The 19,076-nt window shown below is 36.0% G+C and carries 20 protein-coding genes; 3 read left to right on the top strand and 17 right to left on the bottom strand.

Annotated elements, in window-relative coordinates; genetic code table 11:
* Position 1: 1 nt before the first annotated feature.
* The 9 genes from KI338_RS07930 to KI338_RS07890 all read right to left on the bottom strand — a co-directional run bounded on the left by KI338_RS07930 (position 2) and on the right by KI338_RS07890 (position 8,951).
* Entirely contained in the window at positions 2-1,246 is a 1,245-nt protein-coding gene (locus KI338_RS07930) for an O-antigen ligase family protein (protein WP_212920461.1), read from the bottom strand.
* A 42-nt stretch (positions 1,247-1,288) separates the two neighbouring features.
* Positions 1,289-2,299, bottom strand: coding sequence for a polysaccharide deacetylase family protein (locus KI338_RS07925; protein ID WP_212920460.1), 1,011 nt, complete (start codon positions 2,297-2,299; stop codon positions 1,289-1,291).
* Between the two features lie 23 nt (positions 2,300-2,322).
* Positions 2,323-3,501, bottom strand: coding sequence for a glycosyltransferase family 4 protein (locus KI338_RS07920; protein ID WP_212920459.1), 1,179 nt, complete (start codon positions 3,499-3,501; stop codon positions 2,323-2,325).
* A 319-nt stretch (positions 3,502-3,820) separates the two neighbouring features.
* Positions 3,821-4,591, bottom strand: a complete 771-nt coding sequence (locus KI338_RS07915) for a tyrosine-protein phosphatase (RefSeq protein ID WP_212920458.1) — start codon at positions 4,589-4,591, stop codon at positions 3,821-3,823.
* A gap of 196 nt (positions 4,592-4,787) precedes the next feature.
* Entirely contained in the window at positions 4,788-5,003 is a 216-nt protein-coding gene (locus tag KI338_RS07910) for a DUF2922 domain-containing protein (RefSeq protein ID WP_212920457.1), read from the bottom strand.
* Between the two features lie 47 nt (positions 5,004-5,050).
* On the bottom strand, positions 5,051-5,275 hold the full coding sequence (locus tag KI338_RS07905) for a DUF1659 domain-containing protein (protein ID WP_212920456.1): 225 nt from the start codon (positions 5,273-5,275) through the stop codon (positions 5,051-5,053).
* A gap of 834 nt (positions 5,276-6,109) precedes the next feature.
* Positions 6,110-7,567, bottom strand: coding sequence for an N-acetylglucosamine-specific PTS transporter subunit IIBC (nagE, locus tag KI338_RS07900; protein ID WP_212920455.1), 1,458 nt, complete (start codon positions 7,565-7,567; stop codon positions 6,110-6,112).
* Positions 7,568-7,580: 13 nt separating this feature from the next.
* Positions 7,581-8,405, bottom strand: a complete 825-nt coding sequence (locus KI338_RS07895) for a PRD domain-containing protein (RefSeq protein ID WP_212920454.1) — start codon at positions 8,403-8,405, stop codon at positions 7,581-7,583.
* Between the two features lie 42 nt (positions 8,406-8,447).
* Positions 8,448-8,951, bottom strand: a complete 504-nt coding sequence (locus KI338_RS07890; RefSeq protein WP_212920453.1) for a PTS sugar transporter subunit IIA — start codon at positions 8,949-8,951, stop codon at positions 8,448-8,450.
* Between the two features lie 680 nt (positions 8,952-9,631).
* Here KI338_RS07890 and KI338_RS07885 point away from each other — a divergent pair.
* The gene (locus tag KI338_RS07885) at positions 9,632-10,051 is read left to right on the top strand and encodes a hypothetical protein (RefSeq protein WP_212920452.1); all 420 of its coding nucleotides are present in this window, start codon (positions 9,632-9,634) and stop codon (positions 10,049-10,051) included.
* Positions 10,052-10,334: 283 nt separating this feature from the next.
* Here KI338_RS07885 and KI338_RS07880 read toward each other — a convergent pair whose 3' ends face one another.
* From KI338_RS07880 to KI338_RS07865, 4 genes are all read right to left on the bottom strand, one after another.
* A complete protein-coding gene (locus KI338_RS07880; protein WP_212920451.1) occupies positions 10,335-10,805 on the bottom strand; it encodes an Hsp20/alpha crystallin family protein in 471 nt (156 codons plus the stop codon).
* A 23-nt stretch (positions 10,806-10,828) separates the two neighbouring features.
* The gene (locus KI338_RS07875) at positions 10,829-11,071 is read right to left on the bottom strand and encodes a spore germination protein (protein WP_212920450.1); all 243 of its coding nucleotides are present in this window, start codon (positions 11,069-11,071) and stop codon (positions 10,829-10,831) included.
* Between the two features lie 172 nt (positions 11,072-11,243).
* Positions 11,244-11,507 carry a spore germination protein gene (locus KI338_RS07870; RefSeq protein ID WP_373306334.1) on the bottom strand — a complete coding sequence of 88 codons (264 nt, stop codon included), beginning with the start codon at positions 11,505-11,507 and terminating at the stop codon, positions 11,244-11,246.
* Between the two features lie 428 nt (positions 11,508-11,935).
* The gene (locus tag KI338_RS07865) at positions 11,936-12,877 is read right to left on the bottom strand and encodes a hypothetical protein (protein WP_212920449.1); all 942 of its coding nucleotides are present in this window, start codon (positions 12,875-12,877) and stop codon (positions 11,936-11,938) included.
* Between the two features lie 205 nt (positions 12,878-13,082).
* Here KI338_RS07865 and KI338_RS07860 point away from each other — a divergent pair, with 205 nt between their 5' ends.
* Positions 13,083-13,451 (top strand): hypothetical protein, encoded by a 369-nt coding sequence (locus KI338_RS07860; protein WP_212920448.1) that lies wholly within the window; start codon positions 13,083-13,085, stop codon positions 13,449-13,451.
* A 248-nt stretch (positions 13,452-13,699) separates the two neighbouring features.
* Entirely contained in the window at positions 13,700-15,805 is a 2,106-nt protein-coding gene (locus tag KI338_RS07855; RefSeq protein ID WP_212920447.1) for a methyl-accepting chemotaxis protein, read from the top strand.
* Between the two features lie 72 nt (positions 15,806-15,877).
* Here the strand turns inward: KI338_RS07855 and KI338_RS07850 are convergent, their stop codons facing one another.
* Genes KI338_RS07850 through KI338_RS07835 form a run of 4 tightly spaced genes read right to left on the bottom strand, consistent with a single transcriptional unit; the run spans position 15,878 to position 19,055 of the window.
* Positions 15,878-17,167: a YhfT family protein gene (locus tag KI338_RS07850; protein WP_212920446.1), complete on the bottom strand. Its 1,290-nt coding sequence runs from the start codon at positions 17,165-17,167 to the stop codon at positions 15,878-15,880.
* Positions 17,168-17,185: 18 nt separating this feature from the next.
* On the bottom strand, positions 17,186-17,545 hold the full coding sequence (locus KI338_RS07845) for a DUF2620 domain-containing protein (RefSeq protein ID WP_212920445.1): 360 nt from the start codon (positions 17,543-17,545) through the stop codon (positions 17,186-17,188).
* Positions 17,546-17,565: 20 nt separating this feature from the next.
* On the bottom strand, positions 17,566-17,931 hold the full coding sequence (locus KI338_RS07840) for a PRD domain-containing protein (protein ID WP_212920444.1): 366 nt from the start codon (positions 17,929-17,931) through the stop codon (positions 17,566-17,568).
* 59 nt (positions 17,932-17,990) lie between these two features.
* Positions 17,991-19,055, bottom strand: coding sequence for an amidase family protein (locus tag KI338_RS07835; protein WP_212920443.1), 1,065 nt, complete (start codon positions 19,053-19,055; stop codon positions 17,991-17,993).
* Positions 19,056-19,076: the final 21 nt, after the last annotated feature.

Raw genomic sequence — 19,076 nt, 5'->3', positions numbered from 1 at the left:
TCTACTGGTTTGTATATGGTATATATGATTTGTCTACGACTACATAGGAAATTGCTATAAATAACCAGATAAAACGGATATTTTCAATATTGATTGATAATGCCTGAATGGCTACTGCAATTAATCCTATCAGTAAATAGAAATACTTCTTTTCTCCATAGCTAATGAGCCCCACTATTAATTTTGTAATGAGATATACCGGGAACCAAATAAAAGCACTAAACCCGATTATCCCCGTTTCCGATAAGAAAGAAAGATAGGTATTATGTGGGATGTTCGTTAAGGAATATCCAAAAATCTCAGGTGAATAGGAAATATATTGACCAATTCCTACCCCAAGAAAAGGATTTTTTGCCCACATTTCAAGTGCAGACTTCCATAAAAAAATTCGGTAAGACGTTCCATCTCCATTGGATCCTATATTTGACACTCTCTCTATCGCAAAGCTAATAACATCAGATGTGGAATGGACCCAATACATTACAGAAGAAAATATGCCAATAACACAGATAAACAAAATTAATTCCTTTATTCTCCCTGCTATGAAGCATAGATACAAAACAAAGCTTAGACCAAGCATAATACTCAAAGTTCCACCACGTGATGCTGTTGAGAATAAAGCTACTAACACAATAACCATGGAAGAATTAATCACCGTTCTTTTTTGTAAATAGATGGAGGAAAGAGCGATAATAGAAAAAGAAACAATTAAGTATAAGGCTGCTAAATTTGGATCATTTAATGTTGCCTGTGCACGTCCATCTAAGGTTAGCCCGTTTTCAATACCCATTCGATATAAAATAACACTTCCAATACAAATAATAGAAATCGCGATTGCAGTATATTTCCACCAGCGAAGAATATGTTGTAGCAATGCTTCTTTATATTTTTCCAAAAAAATCAAGAAAACAATTATGTACAAAAAGTTAATGGTTAACTTTACTACTGAGGATATACCATAGGGAATATCAACGAATATATTCGTAAAGTAATTCACCATGCTTAAGATACAGCAATAAATAAGCAGTAGACTGTACAAGATAATGAGGTAATATTTTCTTATAACAATCGCTATAATCGCGTTATTTTCTTTATTTGCGATTAACCAAATGAGAATGGCAACCATCAGCATATCACCATAAGACACATTCCATTCAATGATTAAATTCAAATGAAACATAAACGGTATACAACAAATTAGGAGCCCGATTAAGAATAGATCAATTCTCCGTATTAACAAATGCATTTGGTAACACCACGTTTTAAATTATTTTCCAATAGGTTCACCTTAAAACAGCCTTAATTCTGATAAACGCTTCAATTTACTTCTTACTTTCTCACTGACCTCTTCCATCGTTAAGCTCTCCATGCCATATTGCTTCTTTAGCATGAGAAAATGGTCCAGAATGGTGTCTAACATTTGCATATTTTCCTCTATGTGTACACCAAAATTATGCGGATGCCACCAAAGATGATACAGGCCACCCTCTATGGCTGCCTTTGTCATGCTATCCTTTATTCTTTTTAATTTTAATCCTTCAAGAGAACGAAATCGTTTGGAATATGGTCTAAGGAATCGACTAGATGGAACATTTATGAGTTTCGATTCTTGTGTTAACTCGGTAAAAGAATAAGTATGGTCCCCAGTAATATTCATGTAACTGTCAAGAAGTCTAATAGCTCGCTTCAATCCCCCGTCCTCACCTGGCATTGCCCGATATAACCAATGCCTTTCACAGCCTCTATACGCAGTTATTTGATGTTTTTCACATATCGTTAAATAGGCGGAATTCACTTGATTTCGGGGGAAAACAAAGGATTTAATCGTTTTATTTTTTCTCTTTGCTACATGTATTGCTTGCATTAAATCCGCTTCAAAATCTTGAATGGTTTGACCTTTTTCTAAGCAATAATAATGACTGAAAGTATGTGTTGCAATTTCCTGATTTTCATGTTCACTAATGAGCCCAACTAAAGAGGAGCCAAAATGGACCGGATCAACGAATTCATTTTCACCGATACTCTTTAAATGTAAATAGGAAGAAATCTTCTCATTATCATAGTTTGGTAGACTCTTGGGAATATCCTTTAATAAAGCTCGCTTATTCGAATAAAATAAGAATCCAACAATTGCCCATGTTGCATGTATCTCATTTTTATTAAATCTTTCTAGTAGCATAGGTATTACCTTTCTTGCACCAAGTAAATTATCCTGATATCTTTCTAATGGTAAACAGTCATGACCCCCCCAATTTAATTCAAAATCCAAGGATATTACTAATATGCCTTTAGTATTCACATCATCACCACCAAATTTTTACATTAAGGAAGTTGCTTGAGATGATCACTTTGCCTCTCATATACTACTCCCCTTGCCATTGGATATCGGGATGCTTCATAAACTGTCTGCAACTCCTCTAAAATGATGCGCAAATCAAACCTCTCAAGGATCTTTTTTCTACCTGCCCTCCCCATAGTTTGTCGTAAATTTTCATCTTGAATCAAGGTTAGACACGAAGTCATCAGATCAATCGGACTTTGTATTGGGATGATAAAACCATTTTCATTTTGGACAAGATCCCTATTTCCACGAATATCCGTTACAATTAACGGAATTTCCATTGCCATCATTTCCATGACAGATTTCGGCAGGCCTTCCCGAATCGAAACTAGTAAGCCAATATCTGTAATACTCAAAATATCTTCTATATCTGTTCGATATCCTAAACAACGAATATACGGTTCTAGATTTCTACTCTGGATTTGATTTTGTATCTCATCCTTTAATGGTCCATCCCCAAGTAGTAGAAATATAAACTCCTGATTATATTCCTTTAATTGTTCTGCAGCCAAAACAATATCAATCTGACGTTTATTAGAATTAAACTCTGCCAAATGAGTAATCACCTTTTTATGTCCATCTATGTGGAGCCTTTCTTTTATGCTACTTTTCATAGAGTTGGTATACTTTTCCGGATTAAATACTGATGAGTCGATACCTACGCCGTTTATAAAGTGAATTTTGTCCAGTGGAAATATCTCTTTAGCCTGCAAATAGTCTTCCTCGTTGATAACGATTAGCTTTGTTGTTTTTCTCTCCATTACACGCTCAATAGCTAAATAAAGCCAATTACTTATCCGAGAACCATTATCGTGAAAATGAAACCCATGTGCCGTATAGATTACTGGTTGCCCCTTTTGTGCAGCTAGTCTAACTAAAAAAGAAGCAATTGGTGTATGCACGTGAATAAGATCATATTCCATTTGCTTTAGCAGCTTTCTTAAAGAGAAATAGACTTTTGCATTATCAAAAGGATTGAGGTTTCTCTGGAAGGGTATATGGTGAAATGTAACCCCTGGTAATGCTTTTTCCAAACTTTTTACGTCAGTTACGGCAGTAGCGACAGATACCTCAAATCCCATATTCTGTAGTAGTCTGATATGTGGAATAAAAAAAACCTTAATGATACGATCTGTATTCGTAACGACTAAACACTTCAACTCTTACTTCCTCCCCCCTTCTATTGATTTGTATGGATAGTATAAGGGCATCTAACCCTCCCTCACATCACTCCATCGACGACTTGCATCTAAGGTCTATTTCAACCCACAGAATGACCGAGTGCCTACTTTGATAACGGTTTTGTAGACATGACCAGTGTGTACTCCTTTTTGTTGTTCACTATATAGAACGTTATGTTTAAAAAAAATATTTAGAAAGTAAAATATTAAAATAACTCGCGAATAATGTTCATTTTAAAGAACATAATAACATCATAAACGATAAAAGGATTGGTGACAAGTAATTTTTTACAATCGATTAAGGAAAAATTTTAAAAATACTATTTTTCTTTTTAACAAGAATTGGCTCTACGCGATGAACATATTGATTTTCAAGTAACAGCTGTGGATTTTCCATGAATGTATAATAGACATCCCATCCAAATTCCTTCCTTACGAGTTGAAATGCTTCCTGCAAAATAAATCTTCTCGAGGAAGTATTATGTGCATCTGAGGCAATAAAATGTGTTAAATGATGCTCAATGAGCTGATAGGATAACTGTTGCGTCTTCTTTCCAAATCTACCTGTCAGACTTGCAGCAGTAATCTGTGTAAGGGCACCTTTTTTGACAAAATCATAAAGAATGGACGGATGCTCAGCTATTTGTTGATTTCGTTCAGGATGAACAATAATAGGCATGAAACCGGCAACTTGTATATCAAATAATAGTTTATCAGCATAACGAGGAACTTCAAAAGAAGGAAATTCAACTAAAATATACGATGTATCTTGTAGGGGTGCTATGATATCTTCATTTAGCTCTGCCATAAAATCAGCGTGTATTCTCGTTTCCTGCCCAACTAGTATAGTAAGTGGAATATTAAGATCCTGTAAACAATTCCTGAATTGCTTTACCTTGTTTACGATATCTTGTTTTTTATTCATATAATACCCGTTTTGATGATGTGGCGTTGCAAAAACTGTGTGGATTCCTTGCTCAACCGCTGCACGTGCCATTGCAAGACTGTCTTCCATGGTCTTGGCACCATCATCAATACCAGGAAGAATATGTGTGTGAATATCAATCAATTCTCTCACTTCCTTATTCCATAGTTAGTAAAGGAGGGTCTAGCACCAGCAGTTCTTTTTACTATTATCTATTAATATGACACGAAATTTCAAACTATATCAAGTTTTTCGATAATAAAATCAATCTCTTTAAACTATATCTGCATCTGTAAAGGGGGCACCACTAGGATAGTACCCATGATAACCCCCTTTCGTCTTAAATGATTTCGATATCCTGAACATTATTCTCTACTAGACGTGCACCCTTTTTCGCGACTAAATCACCACCACTAGTTGAAAAAGCGTTTTGTTCGAGAATAACATCCATTGCACTTGTTACCGCAACCGGATCCACTGGCTCAATTGGTTCTTCCAAGGAATACGTAACAATCTTTCCTTCTTCATTCTCAAACTTTAGTTCTAGTCTTTTCATAACTCTCCCTCCTTTCTACTTCTTACTTTTACAGCTTCAACACCCTTCTAAGCCTGGCGAATATCTGAGCTATCCTTACGCTCGATGATATTTAATGGGCGTTGCTGTAATCCAGCAAAAGCATTAGCAATTGCATATAATTGATCTGCAGTTGCACTTGTCTTCACACCATTGAAGCTCTTTACTTTATAAATAGGTTCACCAGAGGATGGATCATTCCCATCAAAAAGTACTAAGCGCAGCTGCGTATTCATTAAATCAGCTACTGCCATTCTTAACACCTCCTTTCATCCCTATATTCGAAAGAATGACGACTAAGGTGGCGAAGGGAAGAAAAGCGTGTAGTGTTCTTTCTTTGTTAAGCTGAAACGTTACAATGAACATCATTTTTTTTGCTAAGTAATGCCCGAAGAAATTCGTAATTCTTCATTTTGATACAGATTTACTTTCTAAATGATGCATAGAGAACTGCTATTCGTCATTTCGCTTCAAATTTTTCTTCAAAATGATACATAGAGATTCGCTATGCTTCTTTTCGTTTCAAAATTCGCTCCAAAATAATGCATAGACACCTGCTATTCGTCATTTCGTTACAAATATTTCTCCAAAATGATACATAGAGATCCGCTATGCTTCTTTTCGTTTCAAATTTCGCTCCAAAATGATGCATAGACACCTGCTATTCGTCATTTCGTTTCAAATCTTTCTTCAAAATGATACATAGAGAACCGCTATGCATCTTTTCATTTCAAATTTCTCTCCAAAATGATGCATAGACACCCGCTATTCGTCATTTCGTTTCAAATCTTTCTTCAAAATGATACATAGAGATCCGCTACGCATCTTTTCATTTTAAATTCCTCCCCATAATGATGCATAGAGAATCGATATTCGTTATTTCGTTTCAAATTTCTCTTCAAAATGATGTATAGAGACCTCTATTCATCTATTGGATTAGTTCCACTCTCTATCTCAATAAACTTTAACCATCAGCAGCTATTCATAGATAATCATAAAAACATCTGCAAGTCCTCTTTGGAAGTCACCCATATCCTACTAACAAAAAAACAGGACAAGAGATTTTTTCTCCTATCCTGCTACCCAATTTATTTACGTAACTTCTCCATTTCATCAGCAACAAATTGAACATTAGTTCCAACAACAACTTGGATATTATGTTTATCTATAACATTAATTCCGGGTACACCGGTTGCTTTGATTTTCGCTTGGTCAACCTTATCCATATCTTTTACTTCCAAACGTAGGCGCGTTGTACAGTTATCTAAGGAAGTAACGTTCTCATCCCCACCTAAACCTGCGTAAATTTGCGCTGCCATTGTAGCAAAACGATCTTTTTTACTATCGCCTTTAGATGTAGCTACTTCGTCCTCTTCCGATTCAATCATTTCATCGTCTTCACGACCAGGAGTCTTTAAATTGAATTTCGTAATTAAGAAACGGAATAACACATAATACACTACCGCAAATCCAAGACCTTGAAGTAATAGCATATAAGGCTGGTTTGCTAATGGTAAGGCTGAGCTTAATGAAAAGTCGATTAATCCTGCACTAAAGGTAAATCCAGCAGTCCAATGGAATGCAGCTGCAATAAATAGTGAAAGACCTGTAAGTACAGCATGTACAACATAAAGTGCTGGCGCAAGGAACATAAAGGAGAACTCAAGTGGTTCTGTTACCCCAGTTAAGAAAGAAGCAAATCCAGCTGCCATTAATAAGGAAGCTGCTTGCTTTTTACGCTTTGTTTTAGCAGTATGATACATCGCAAGTGCTGCTGCAGGTAAACCAAACATCATAATTGGGAAGAATCCAGCCTGGTACATACCGGTAATACCTTTCGTACCATTTCCAGACCAGAAGTTATTAATATCCGCGATTCCAGCAACATCAAACCAGAATACTGAGTTTAAGGCATGGTGTAATCCTGTTGGAATTAATAAACGGTTAAAGAATCCGTATAAACCTGCACCACCAGCACCTAAACCAACAATTGCTTCTGCAAACGCAACAAGCCATCCATATACAATTGGCCAAACAAAGAATAAAATACCAGAAACTACTAGCATTACTGCTGATGTCATAATAGGAACTAGTCGTTTTCCACTAAAGAATGCCAAGGCATCTGGTAATTGCACCTCACTAAATCGGTTGAACATATTTGCTGCAACTAATCCCGAAAGAATACCTATAAATGCGTTTTTAATATTTTCAAATGCAGGGTCAACCGCTTCAACATCAATTCCTTTTAACATAGCGACCGAATCGGGTGATAGTAATGTTGTTACAACTAGAAAACCAACCAAACCACTTAATGCAGCAGAACCATCACGGGTTTTAGCCATTCCAAGTGCTACACCTACTGCAAAAAGAATTGGAATATTATCAATGATGGAGCTACCGGCTTTTATTAAAAATGCAGCAAAAGCACTACCGGTACCCCAATCTGGGTCAATCCAGTACCCAATCCCCATTAAAACCGCTGCTGCAGGTAATACTGCAACCGGTAACATTAATGAGCGACCAAGTCTTTGTAAATATTTCATCATGGTCTTTTTCCTCCTAATTATTAATATTTTTTATCCTTTCAATATGAAGGGCAATATAACCTAACTCCTCCTCTGGTAAATGAATACCGTGAACAGAGGATAATTCTTCACCAACCCTTTTAGCACAACGAAACGAGTCCTCGAACTTCTTTTTAATCATGATAAGCAGTTCTTCATCCATCGTATTTCTTTCTCGGCGTTCTGATCGCACTAAAGCAAAGCGAAGATGCGTAATGAGTCTTTCATAGGATAAATGGTGTTCGTTAATAGCAATACCTAAATAGTCCTGAATCATGTCCACCATATCCTTTAAAATAGACGTTTGCCGAACCGTTGTACGTAAATCACCTCCTCGCATTTTCATGGTGTGGATGTGAAGTGCAATAAATGCCGCTTCATCAATAGGAAGCTCGACCCTAATTTTGTCCTTTATATAGTCGATCGCCCACAAACCTATGGAAAATTCCTTTGGATACAAGACTTTAATTTCATCAAACAGCTTATTCTTCACTACAATTCCCTGTTGGTGACGGTCTATGGCATAGGAAATATGATCACTTAATGCTAAATAAATATGGTCATTCAGCTTTCCTTCCAGCTCCTTTTCTGCATGGGAAATAATTTCCTCTGCAAGGATAAAATGCTCCTCAGGAATTCTTTCTAATAATCGCTGTAGCTTTTCATTTTCTTTTAAAATAAAAAGCTTCTCTATTTTAGTGATATTCACTAAGTCATTCTTCCCTTTGCTATAAGCAACACCTGCACCAATAGCAATCTTTTCTTGTCCCTCATCCACGACTATAACAGCATTATTATTTAGGACTTTCTTTATCTTCACATTCCTCACCTCCTTATTAAAAAGGCATAGATAGTCAATATCCTATTTCTTTACTTGAAAAATTACTGTTTCCCCTGCTTGACATTCGGATACATGTACTGGCTCATAAGTCTTACCAGTATCACCACTATTAGTAAATACAATTGGTGATATACTATCCTTTGCCTTCTCTTTAACCGATGCTAAATCAAAATCCAATAAGGGCTGTCCAACTTGCACTTTATCACCCTGGTTGACGTGAACAGTAAATCCTTCCCCACTCATTGCAACCGTCTCTAACCCGATATGTAATAATAATTCCGAGCCATCCTCAGCTAAAATACCAATTGCATGCTTTGTCGGTGCCACTTGAATAATTTCACCGCTAATAGGTGCAACAACTTGTCCATTAGAAGGAATAATAGCTCCGCCTTCTCCCATCATTTTTTGGCTAAACACAGGATCAGGCACCTCTTCAATTGAAACAAATTTACCCGTAATTGGAGCAAAAACCTCCATCCCATTTGTTGTATGCTTTTCCTTAGATTTAAAAAGGTTCTTAAACATAAATTTTTCCTCCCTATTTCTGTATAACTTAGATGTTCATTAGTATTCTCATAAGCAACTCATTTAACCAAAAGAATGAGATTGTCACGGTTGATGGTATGTTGATTACACAACAAAAAAAGGCATGAGGTAACAAAGATAGGCAAAACCTATCCCAACAGTTACCACCATGCCTGATCGTATCAGTAACATGTGATCCTATTTAACTTCTAAATGTAGAATAACATTTTTCTAAAAAAATATCAAAGGTCTATTGCAAGTGATGCCATTTTAAAGTTCTGGATACCTTTTAGTTTTCCTAGCGTCAAATTCAAGTAACATCAAAAAATCATGAAAACACCATTTCCATAGTTCAACCCTACTAATAGTATAATCCTTTTAACCTATAGCTATAAAGGAAAATAATGTACTATCTAACCTTCTCTTATATCGTTATAATAGTGATAACCGGTTCGAATTCCAATCCATTTTCTACAACTGTTTCACGATACCAATTTTACTTGATTTCTGTTGAGTTAATCATTAACGTATTTAAGTTTAGTGAAAAAACACCCGAATTATCGCTTAAATTTTCTGCATTTCAATTGCTAAAATCTCATAATTTCCTTTCAGGTAATTTTTATTAATATTATTTCTAAATTAGTAATTATTGTATATTTATATAAAGGGGTGGAGATATAATGAGGTTACTTAAATATTTATTAATTGTAATTATAGCTTTAGTCGGTCTTGGATATGGGATTTACTTCTTTGGAACGAAGATAGCATCGGAAAAACTCGTGGAAATATTATCTACCGAATTTCTAAATAGTGGAGAAATGGAAAAAATAAAACAAACCATTGAAAGTAATCCTGAATTAAAAGCTTTTTTAAATGATGCCAAATCAGTAGATGAAGCTGACTTGCCTTTTACTACTAAAGAAGAAGCTACTAGATTAATGGTTAAAAAACTAGGTATAAAAGAGCTACAGGATATTCAATCACAAGTTCAGGAAGGGCAAATTAACAAAGAAGAACTCTTACAAAAAATCGAAAACAATTTTACTGAAGAAGAAATAACAGCTTTAAAAGTAATTGTTTACAAAGAAATAAATAATTAATGATAAAAGTCTATAATTTAAGGAATTAGTAAGCAATAGGTCATTGGTTTTGTAAAAGGTTTTCACTAGATTTGACTACGCCTATTCAATTTAAACACTAAAAAATTCTTTGTTAGCTTTTGTTTTCATGCACTCCTTGCTAACAGAGATCGTCGAATTTTTTAACGATACAACAGAAAAATAGTAGGTAAAGTTATCCCAATAATTTTACCTACTATGCTTACATCAGTTCTTTATCTAAATCTATTGAAAGGTAAATCTCCCTATCGAAGTAGCACCTTATTCACCAACTAAAATGTAGTGGAGTTATCTCGTTCGAGCGGGGATATATAACTTGTATTACACCTTGGTATGAGCTTAGTTGGATTAGCTGCGGTTCGGTTGGTTCGGGGAGTTGGATTATCCGTTCAAAGCTACCATAAAACCGTTCTTTTCTAACAGCAGTTTCTGGTGAAATGAATGGCTGCTGAACATTTCCTTTTATAATTAATTGATGCTTGGATTGTAGGGAAATTTGCAATGCCTTTGGGTCGATTCCAGGAACTTCAATCAGCATGTAAACATAAGTGTCGTCTCGATATACATCGACTTTAGGGAAGTCTTTTTCTTTCTGTAAAACTACAGGACGGTCCTTTTTTTCATTTCCTTTGAAAAACTTTTCGGGTGAATAGTTCTCATTCTTATTAGGCCATAAGCTGCTTTTTTGAAAATCTTGAGTAAAGTCTACCCACTTTTTAACTTTCTCAATATCCATGACATCACCCCATTAAAACTGGACTAAACCTGCCCAACCATTGGTAGAGAAGGGTTTGCAATTTGATCTTGATCACTAACATCAGGATCAATAATAAATGTATTTAGCTGTGAGCCATTTGCAGACAAATCTCCCAAAGAAAAATTAGCCCCAAACATTTTCGTATTTGAGGTATGACTATTATGAACAGTTGGACCAATATCAAGATTTCCATTTTGTGTCATCCCGTTAACCTTAATACCTATAATGTTTATCTGATATGGCATTCGAATTCTCCTTTTATCTTAATTCTTTAATGAATCTCGCATTCATTATGTCTTTTGGAGCTACTACATGCTTCTGGATCATGAGATAATGACTGAAATTACTTCTTATAACTTTGCGAGATTACATCCTATCCGCATATTTACAGGAACGACCAAACAACTCTATTCCTTTCTATTGACCTAATTCCAGTGTTGGTAACCCTATATTTGCTGAATCGGCATTTCCGATATCTGTCATATCATTTACATCTGGATCAATATAAATATTTTCCATCATTGCTTCATTGTTGGATGCATCTCCATAGGATGAGTTTGCCCCCTGGGATTTAATTTTGGACGTATGACTATTATGAATTGCTTCACCAATAGTGATAGAGCCATTACCAGAAATATTATTAACCTTGAAATTGTATAAGTTGATTGTAATATGCATCATATTCATCCTCAAGAAGTCTTTGAAGTACTATATGCAAGAATCTAGGTATAAGTTCTTGTGGGATGTCGGGACTGAGTACTTCCGTCCATTTGGTAATAAATAGACCTTGACCACATGTAGCAAGGTCTTAATTATTATTTTTTCAACCGAAATCAAGTTATTTCGAGGAGTACCTCGCCGCCCTTGCTAAGCTGAAACCCATTTACCAGTTTCTGTAGTTCTTCTGCGATGACGGCAGTGTTAATGCCAATTTTGCTATTTCTTCCACAGAGGATTAGCCAATCACGAAAAACGAAAAATTGATTTTTCCTTATACGAATTACCCTCCTATACCAATTAAGTTAGCTTGAGCAGTTAGCATCAAAAAAGACATTGTGAAGTGGTACCACTTCACAACGCCTCCTATAATTTCTTCTGATTCAGACCTATTATTCCCAACTACTGTCCGTTTCTATTATCCATCCATTTTCAACCCCTACATGGAAGTTGCCGTCCGCGTGCTGGAATAAGATGCTTCCTGTTGACAAATCTTCTGATTCAGCACGATAGATTAATAAATGTTCATTTTCTGGATTGTATAAATATAAAGTAGTATCATCTTCAGTCTTGTAAAACTTTCCAGTAAATTCACCAGGTATGCCATTAGTGAATTCATCAAGACTAATATTTCCGACTATAATACTATTCATTAGACCCTCAAATATTGAGATGGTTGCAGTTGGTTTATCATACTCTAGCACCCATGGGTAAAATCCATCTTCACTTGGTCCTTCAAATGTTGGATTACCAAGCATATGCTTCACAAAAGACGGCGAATCACCTAGTGTTACTCCGTAAACGAAAAACTCACCATTTTCCTCGGTAATTAATGGTTCTTGTTCAATGGAATCTGCCTTTATATATTCCCCATCCAAATAGATCTGGGGAGTATTACAGGCTTCACTGTCTGTTGTTAGTGTGATCATATTATCATTTTTTTCCAAGGTTCCTGTACATGTACCATCTATATTCCTTTTAAAAGCAATTTTATTATCTTCAATCGTTCCACTTCCCTCTATAGCATTACCATAAGAGCTATTATTAACAGTACTTATACTTGATCCTTCTATATATACAGAGACCTGGTTATCTGTTTCTTTTTGAATTTGAATACTACCATTTATATCATCACTTAAAAATACCCAATCACCAAACCATGATTCATCAAGAGTAGGTTCTTGTTCCTTCGTACTTTCCTCTTCTTTATTAACGGTCTTAGAAATAGTTTTCTCTTCCTTTTCTATGTCTGCTTTTTTCTCACTATCATCACTTGAACAAGCAGTAAGTAAAAGAACAATGCCTACTAGAATAATAGGTAATTTAATTTTCATTTAGTTTCCTCCATTTGTATTCTCTCAACCTTTTTAACATCTCTATTATTATCGGTATCTTATTCTGTCTCGTTTACTTAAATTCATTATTTCGAGTAAATTAAATCTCAGCAATCCTTCTCTAAGTTAATAACTCGAAAAACATCTATATTTATAATAAAATACTCCATAAGCAAAAATTATCTCGAAAAAGGAATGTATTCGTATGCAACTAGAAGAAATCATCAATAAAATTAACCAATCAACAGAGGAACTTGACTTCGGAACTGCTAGGCGTTATGTAGAGAACAATTACGAGTTATTAAAGAATCAAAAACACCGACTCAACACAAATGCTAGAGAAATACTGTCTTTTGTTTCGGAACGGTTTGAATCGGGACTTCAGCCTTTATCTAGAATAGAGATGGCAGCAATTAATGCCATTAATATATCAGCAAAAAAGTTTAATCTTAGTGGTGTCAAATTGGCAATTAAAAATAACCCGAAGTTACTTTTACGTCACGATGTATTAGATTATTTAAATAGCGATGCAAAGATTCTATTAGAAAGCATGGGTGTTATAGAGAAAATGTAAATACTGGTTTTTGGAGGGTTTACCAACTTCTAGAAAGTCTCGGCTTAATCGAGATCTTCAGAAGCTACAAGCCCCCTACCCAAATCTCAAAAATTTCAGTATAATGTTCCTATAGTACTAAAGCCCTATTGAAAATGAGTGGATACAGCACTGGTTATACATAGGAGTCTAGATCAAGGGGGGATAGTTGATTTTTTATAGGTTGCTTTTCTACTAAATTACTAATTTGGATTAAAAGGAGAATAGATTTGGCAACAAAGAAAAATCAAAAAAGGAAATTTAGATTAAATACAATTAATACAAAATTAAAGGTCGCAATATTATCTATTACTATCATCTCATTGTTGATAAGTGGAGTTATTGTAGCATTTAAAGTAAACTCACAAACAAAACTCGACTTCAACCGTTCCATGGAACAACAAATAAATCAGGTTGATTTGAGTCTGTCCAACTTCTTTTCAGATATTGAATCGAATGTAAATATGTTGAGTACGTTCTCGAATTTGCGTGAAGCAGATGAGCGTATTACAACTTTTATAGATAAAACCGGTGTCAATGGAAAAATTCCTATGAAGCCGCTTGAAGGAGATCCGTATGAGGCAGATATTTTTCGAACCTTCGAGTCATTTGTAACTAGTCATGAATCAGTTATTGCTGCAAGCCTTGGTGTTGAAGCCAATGGTGGTTTCACTCAATATCCAGGCAGTGACCGGGATGAAGGGTACGATTCAAGAGAACGCTCCTGGTATACGCTAGCACTAGAAAATCAGGACAAAGTTAATTTTTCCGATGCATATACAACATCTAGTGGTGACCTTGTCATCTTTGCCGCTAAAGCAGTAAAAGATACAAGTAATAACGTTCGTGGCGTACTAAGTGTGGACGTGGATTTAACCAACTTAACAGAAATGATTAAAAAGCTAAAAATTGGTGACTCAGGCTATATTATTTTAGCTGATAAAAACGGTAATATTATTGCTAATCCTAAAGATGAAAACCTGGAAAAATCCGCTAGTATATCTGAATTAGGGATTAAACAATTAGAAGACCCCACTAAATTACCAGATAAGCCATTTGACGCCAAATTAAATGGAAAGGCTTACAATATAAAGATAGTGGACTCTTCTAATTCACAGGTTGGATTACGTTATATCGTTTTAGTCGATAAAAATGAACTGGCAAAAAGTTCAAATGAAATTCTTGCTATGGTTATTGTCTCCATTATCATCATTACAATAATTTCTTTCCTTGTGTCGTATGTTGTCTCCAACAAAATTTCGAAGCCTATTAAATTTGCTTCGGAACATATCCAATTATTGGGACAAGGTGACTTTACAAAGGAAATCCCTGAGCGTTACCTACGTTTAGGTGATGAGATAGGCGATATTATTAAAGATATGAATAATATGCAAACGAATTTAGTACATCTTATTAAAAATGTATCGAATTCTTCTAAAGAAGTTGCAGCCTTCTCACATGAATTAATGGAGACGAGTGAGCAATCAGTTGCAGCTGCACAGGAAGTAAGTCATACAATTGAAGAAATCTCCAATAGTACAGGTGTACAGGCACGTGACACAGAGCAAGGTGCGATTAATATTAATGAGCTCGGTGATTTGATAACGAAAGATCTTGAATACATCCAGGAATTGAATGTATCTGCAGGGGATGTAGATAGAATTAAGAATGACGCACTAGACATATTACAAGACCTGAATGAAAAGACAAATTCGGCTTATCAATCTACTGGAGAAATTAAAGATGTTATTGATAATACGAACCAAAGTGCTGAAAAAATTGCCACAGCAAGCCAAATGATTAAGAGTATTGCAGAGCAGACAAATTTACTTGCACTAAATGCTAGTATTGAGGCAGCGCGTGCAGGAGAAGCTGGTAAAGGCTTTGCTGTTGTTGCCGATGAAATTAGAAAACTAGCCGAGGAATCAAACAAATTTACCCAAGAGATTGAAACCATTATTCAGAGATTAACACAAGAAACAGAGCTTGCTGTTGATACGATTGAACAGGTTGGAGATATCGTTCAATCACAGGCTAATAGTGTTAAGACTACAAATGATAAGTTTGAGGAAATATCGACTTCACTAGATAGCATGAAAGCCGTTATTCAAAATATTACGAAGCTTGGTGAAGAAATGGGAGAAAAGAAAACCGAAATTATCGGGGTTATCGAGAATCTCTCAGCTAGCTCTGAGGAAAACGCTGCTGCAACAGAGGAAGCCTCCGCTTCCATGGAACAGCAATCCGCTTCCATGGAAGAAATATCAAGAGCAAGTGAACACCTAGCAACACTATCCAAAGAAATGGAAAACAGCATACAGAAATTTAAATACTAGCAAAATAAGAACAGGTCCCTTCCTTCACTGCATTGTCTGCAGGTGGAAAAGGGACCTGTTCCTGTTTTACCCTTACTGAGGGATATCCATAATTCCTAATAATACAAGAATATTGGCTATGATTCCTACAGCGATTGCTCCGACAGGGCCGACTGCCATACGAACAATTGGACGTCCTGCGATTTCATTTAGTAGGTAGAAACCTGCGATGAAGAAGAATCCGAAACCAGGTGCAATTGTATTTGCTGCATTTGCACCACCAATTAATAAGGCAACTTCTAGTAGCTTAGTCATTGCACTACGAATATTCTCACCAGAGTTACGAACGCCTGGATACTTATCCAGGAATCTAGCAATATAGTTTAATAGCATTACTTCTAAGAAAATAACTAATGCACCAATAATTACGGCAAACCAAACATTTGGGACAAATAATCCTACAACAAAAATTAGTGTGAACCCAACAGGACTATAAACACCTGTTGCAATTGCAGTACTCGCTACTAATGGAATGAAGCCGATAGCTCTTGCTGCTGCAGCAATACCTGCATCTGTCTGCTTGCCTTCAGCAAGTAGATTTAGTGAAATCGGATCACCAGCCATTAATAGTAGATTAGTAGCACCAGCAATTAATCCACCAATAACCATAAAGAACACAACATTTTTCTTAATTCGACTTACCTTTTCACTGAATAAAGAAGCTAAGTCGATAGAAGCACCTTCTGGTTTTTCTTTCATTGCATACGCGAATAAGAAAATCATACCAACGATTAGAGCCATTCCTTCTTGGTTTAAAGAAACGGTATTTTCTCCTATTTTAAGGAAGCCCTCGGTATTTACCCATACAGCAAGCTGTCTAACAATTGCAGCTACAACAAATGTTAAAATACCTTTTTTAATACTAAATTGCAATGCAACTGCTAATGCAGGGAATGCCATAAAAGTTACAACAACTGGGGTTCCAACCTCACCAAGTGGTTCTAAGAAATTAACTGGTAAATAATCAAATAATTTCACAAATCCTTCTAGACCAGCGATTAGTCCCCAACCATAAACACCACCCACAACAGCAGCTACTGGTGTACCCCATTTATTTTTCGGTACAAGTAGACCAATAATATCAGTACCTAGTAAAATACTATGAATGAGAATGATACTTGCTGATAATGTGAATGGAATACCGAAGCCGATTACAAGGCCAAAACTCATGGCAAATGCTGTTAAAGCTAGTTCTCTACGTTTCAAACTACCTTCAATATGCTCTGAAACGACTGGCCGCAAGCCATCATTAAATACAGCAATATTTCTATTTGCTAAAACAGCTGCTACTGCGCCAATTAGTACAACAAATAATGTTTCCATTACCTATTCCTCCCTTACCTATGAATTGTTTTTAATTGCATTTAAAATCATTGGAACTGCTGCTTCAACATGATCACCAGTAAAACCAAAAGCTTTTTTCCCAGCCTTCACTGCCTCCACAACATTCTCTTCATTCGGCTTTCTCCCTGGCATTGATACAGTTTCACATTGGCCTCTACCTAGCATCGCAAGTGCCATTGCAAGCGCACCTCCACCACCAGTATGGCAAGCACCTAAATAATAATCCGCTTGACCAGTTTTCATTGCCATTGCCGCTTCTAAATCAGACTTTACAGCTGTCTCGATTGAAGGATCAAACTCCTTAATCAATCGCTCAATTTCCTTTTTCTCTACCTGTCCACCAATTACAATCTTCATCGTATTTCCTCCTTCTATTTTTAACAATTTGCATTTAAAACGGTTACATAATGCATATATAAGTACTCTTTTTCACCTTGTGGTAGTGGTTTATTCCATAAGGATTCAATAAAAGCTACTTGTTCTTTAACACAGGAAATATGACTTGATTCTTCAATCTCCTTCATGATTAATGCTGACGGCTTCTCAACTTCTTCTCCATTTTGAATACGAGTAAGGGCCATTGGTAAGTGGGTAAAAAGCATCTCAGCGTGATCTACTTCCTCTTTTCCTACCACAGCTATAAAATTCTTAAAGACCTTCTCCGCGACAGTATGAGCCTCATTTGTAATGATGTTTTCCTCAAGTAGTAATTGTAAACGCTGATTATACTCTTCTAAGTTCACCTGTATATTCCCCCTATAAAATACTTTGTTTTCTCATGAATACGCTTTACTATATTTCACTAAAAAGATAACTTCGTAAATTTTTCATCATTTTCAAGAAAATATCTACTCCATACCTTTGGTAGTTTGATAGACTCCTCTAACTTCTCTGCGAAATCAAGTGCTACTTGACAATGCTTGATACCCTCTTTTGCAATAACGACAATCCCAGTGGCAAGCGTCTCGGTTGGAACGGTAATAGCTGTTGTCTTAGCAATATTGGCTGCCCTGATAAGATATTTCCCATGGTTGTCAGTAATTTTCTTTCCAACTTCACCAAAATGCATTGGAATTGTTTCCCCGTAACCATATACGTCAACCGGGCCTTCACAGGTTAGAATCATATCAATACCATGCTTTTTGAAACAAGTTTGAATGAGTTCTATCCCGACGTGACGATTTTGGATTCCATTCATATTTATTTCGATCAATTCATACCATGAGCAATCAATACTTGATAGATAATGTTGTATTTTGTCAAACATATCTTTACCATCTGGTGTACGAAGGGACCCCTTCTTGGGGATAGCGATGCGTGCCTTTTCTCTATTCGAGGAAAGCGTCGTCCCAAGCATAGTCTCCATCACATTCCTCAAAATGGAGATTTTCTTGGCAATAACACCAACACTACCCGTGAATTCCACGTTGTCTGTTGATACCTTTTTATTTTTTACAAATAAACCAGTCCCTGCGCCGATAATGGAAGGTAATTGACAGCTCATCGCTGGTGCTAGAACTGACCCTCCCCCATCCGTTCCAATAGCAAAATCATTTATACCTTTTAGAATATTTATTGGTCCACCACTAGATGAGCCGGTCATCACCCGATATGTAAGTGGATTGATTAAATCCGTATCCAATGCCCTTCCCTTATCTGCTGCCTTATCAATGGTTAACCAAGCATAATTTGGATTCGCACGTAAAACCTGGATCAGTTTATCAGGTATTTGGATCGTATCTTTCATTCCAAAATACAAGCGTTCACTATTTTTGCCTCTAACTTCTTCGGCTAGGTGAGGATTCACTTGAATGACAGACCTACCTAATTCACGTTGTGCAAGATTAAGCTTATTCGAGATAGACATCCCGTATCATCTCCAATCATG

Source organism: Ornithinibacillus bavariensis, from assembly GCF_018333235.1.
Taxonomy (GTDB): Bacteria; Bacillota; Bacilli; order Bacillales; family Amphibacillaceae; genus Ornithinibacillus; species Ornithinibacillus bavariensis.
The sequence above is the reverse complement of the archived record's forward strand: the minus strand, read 5'-3'. Positions and strand labels throughout refer to the sequence as shown.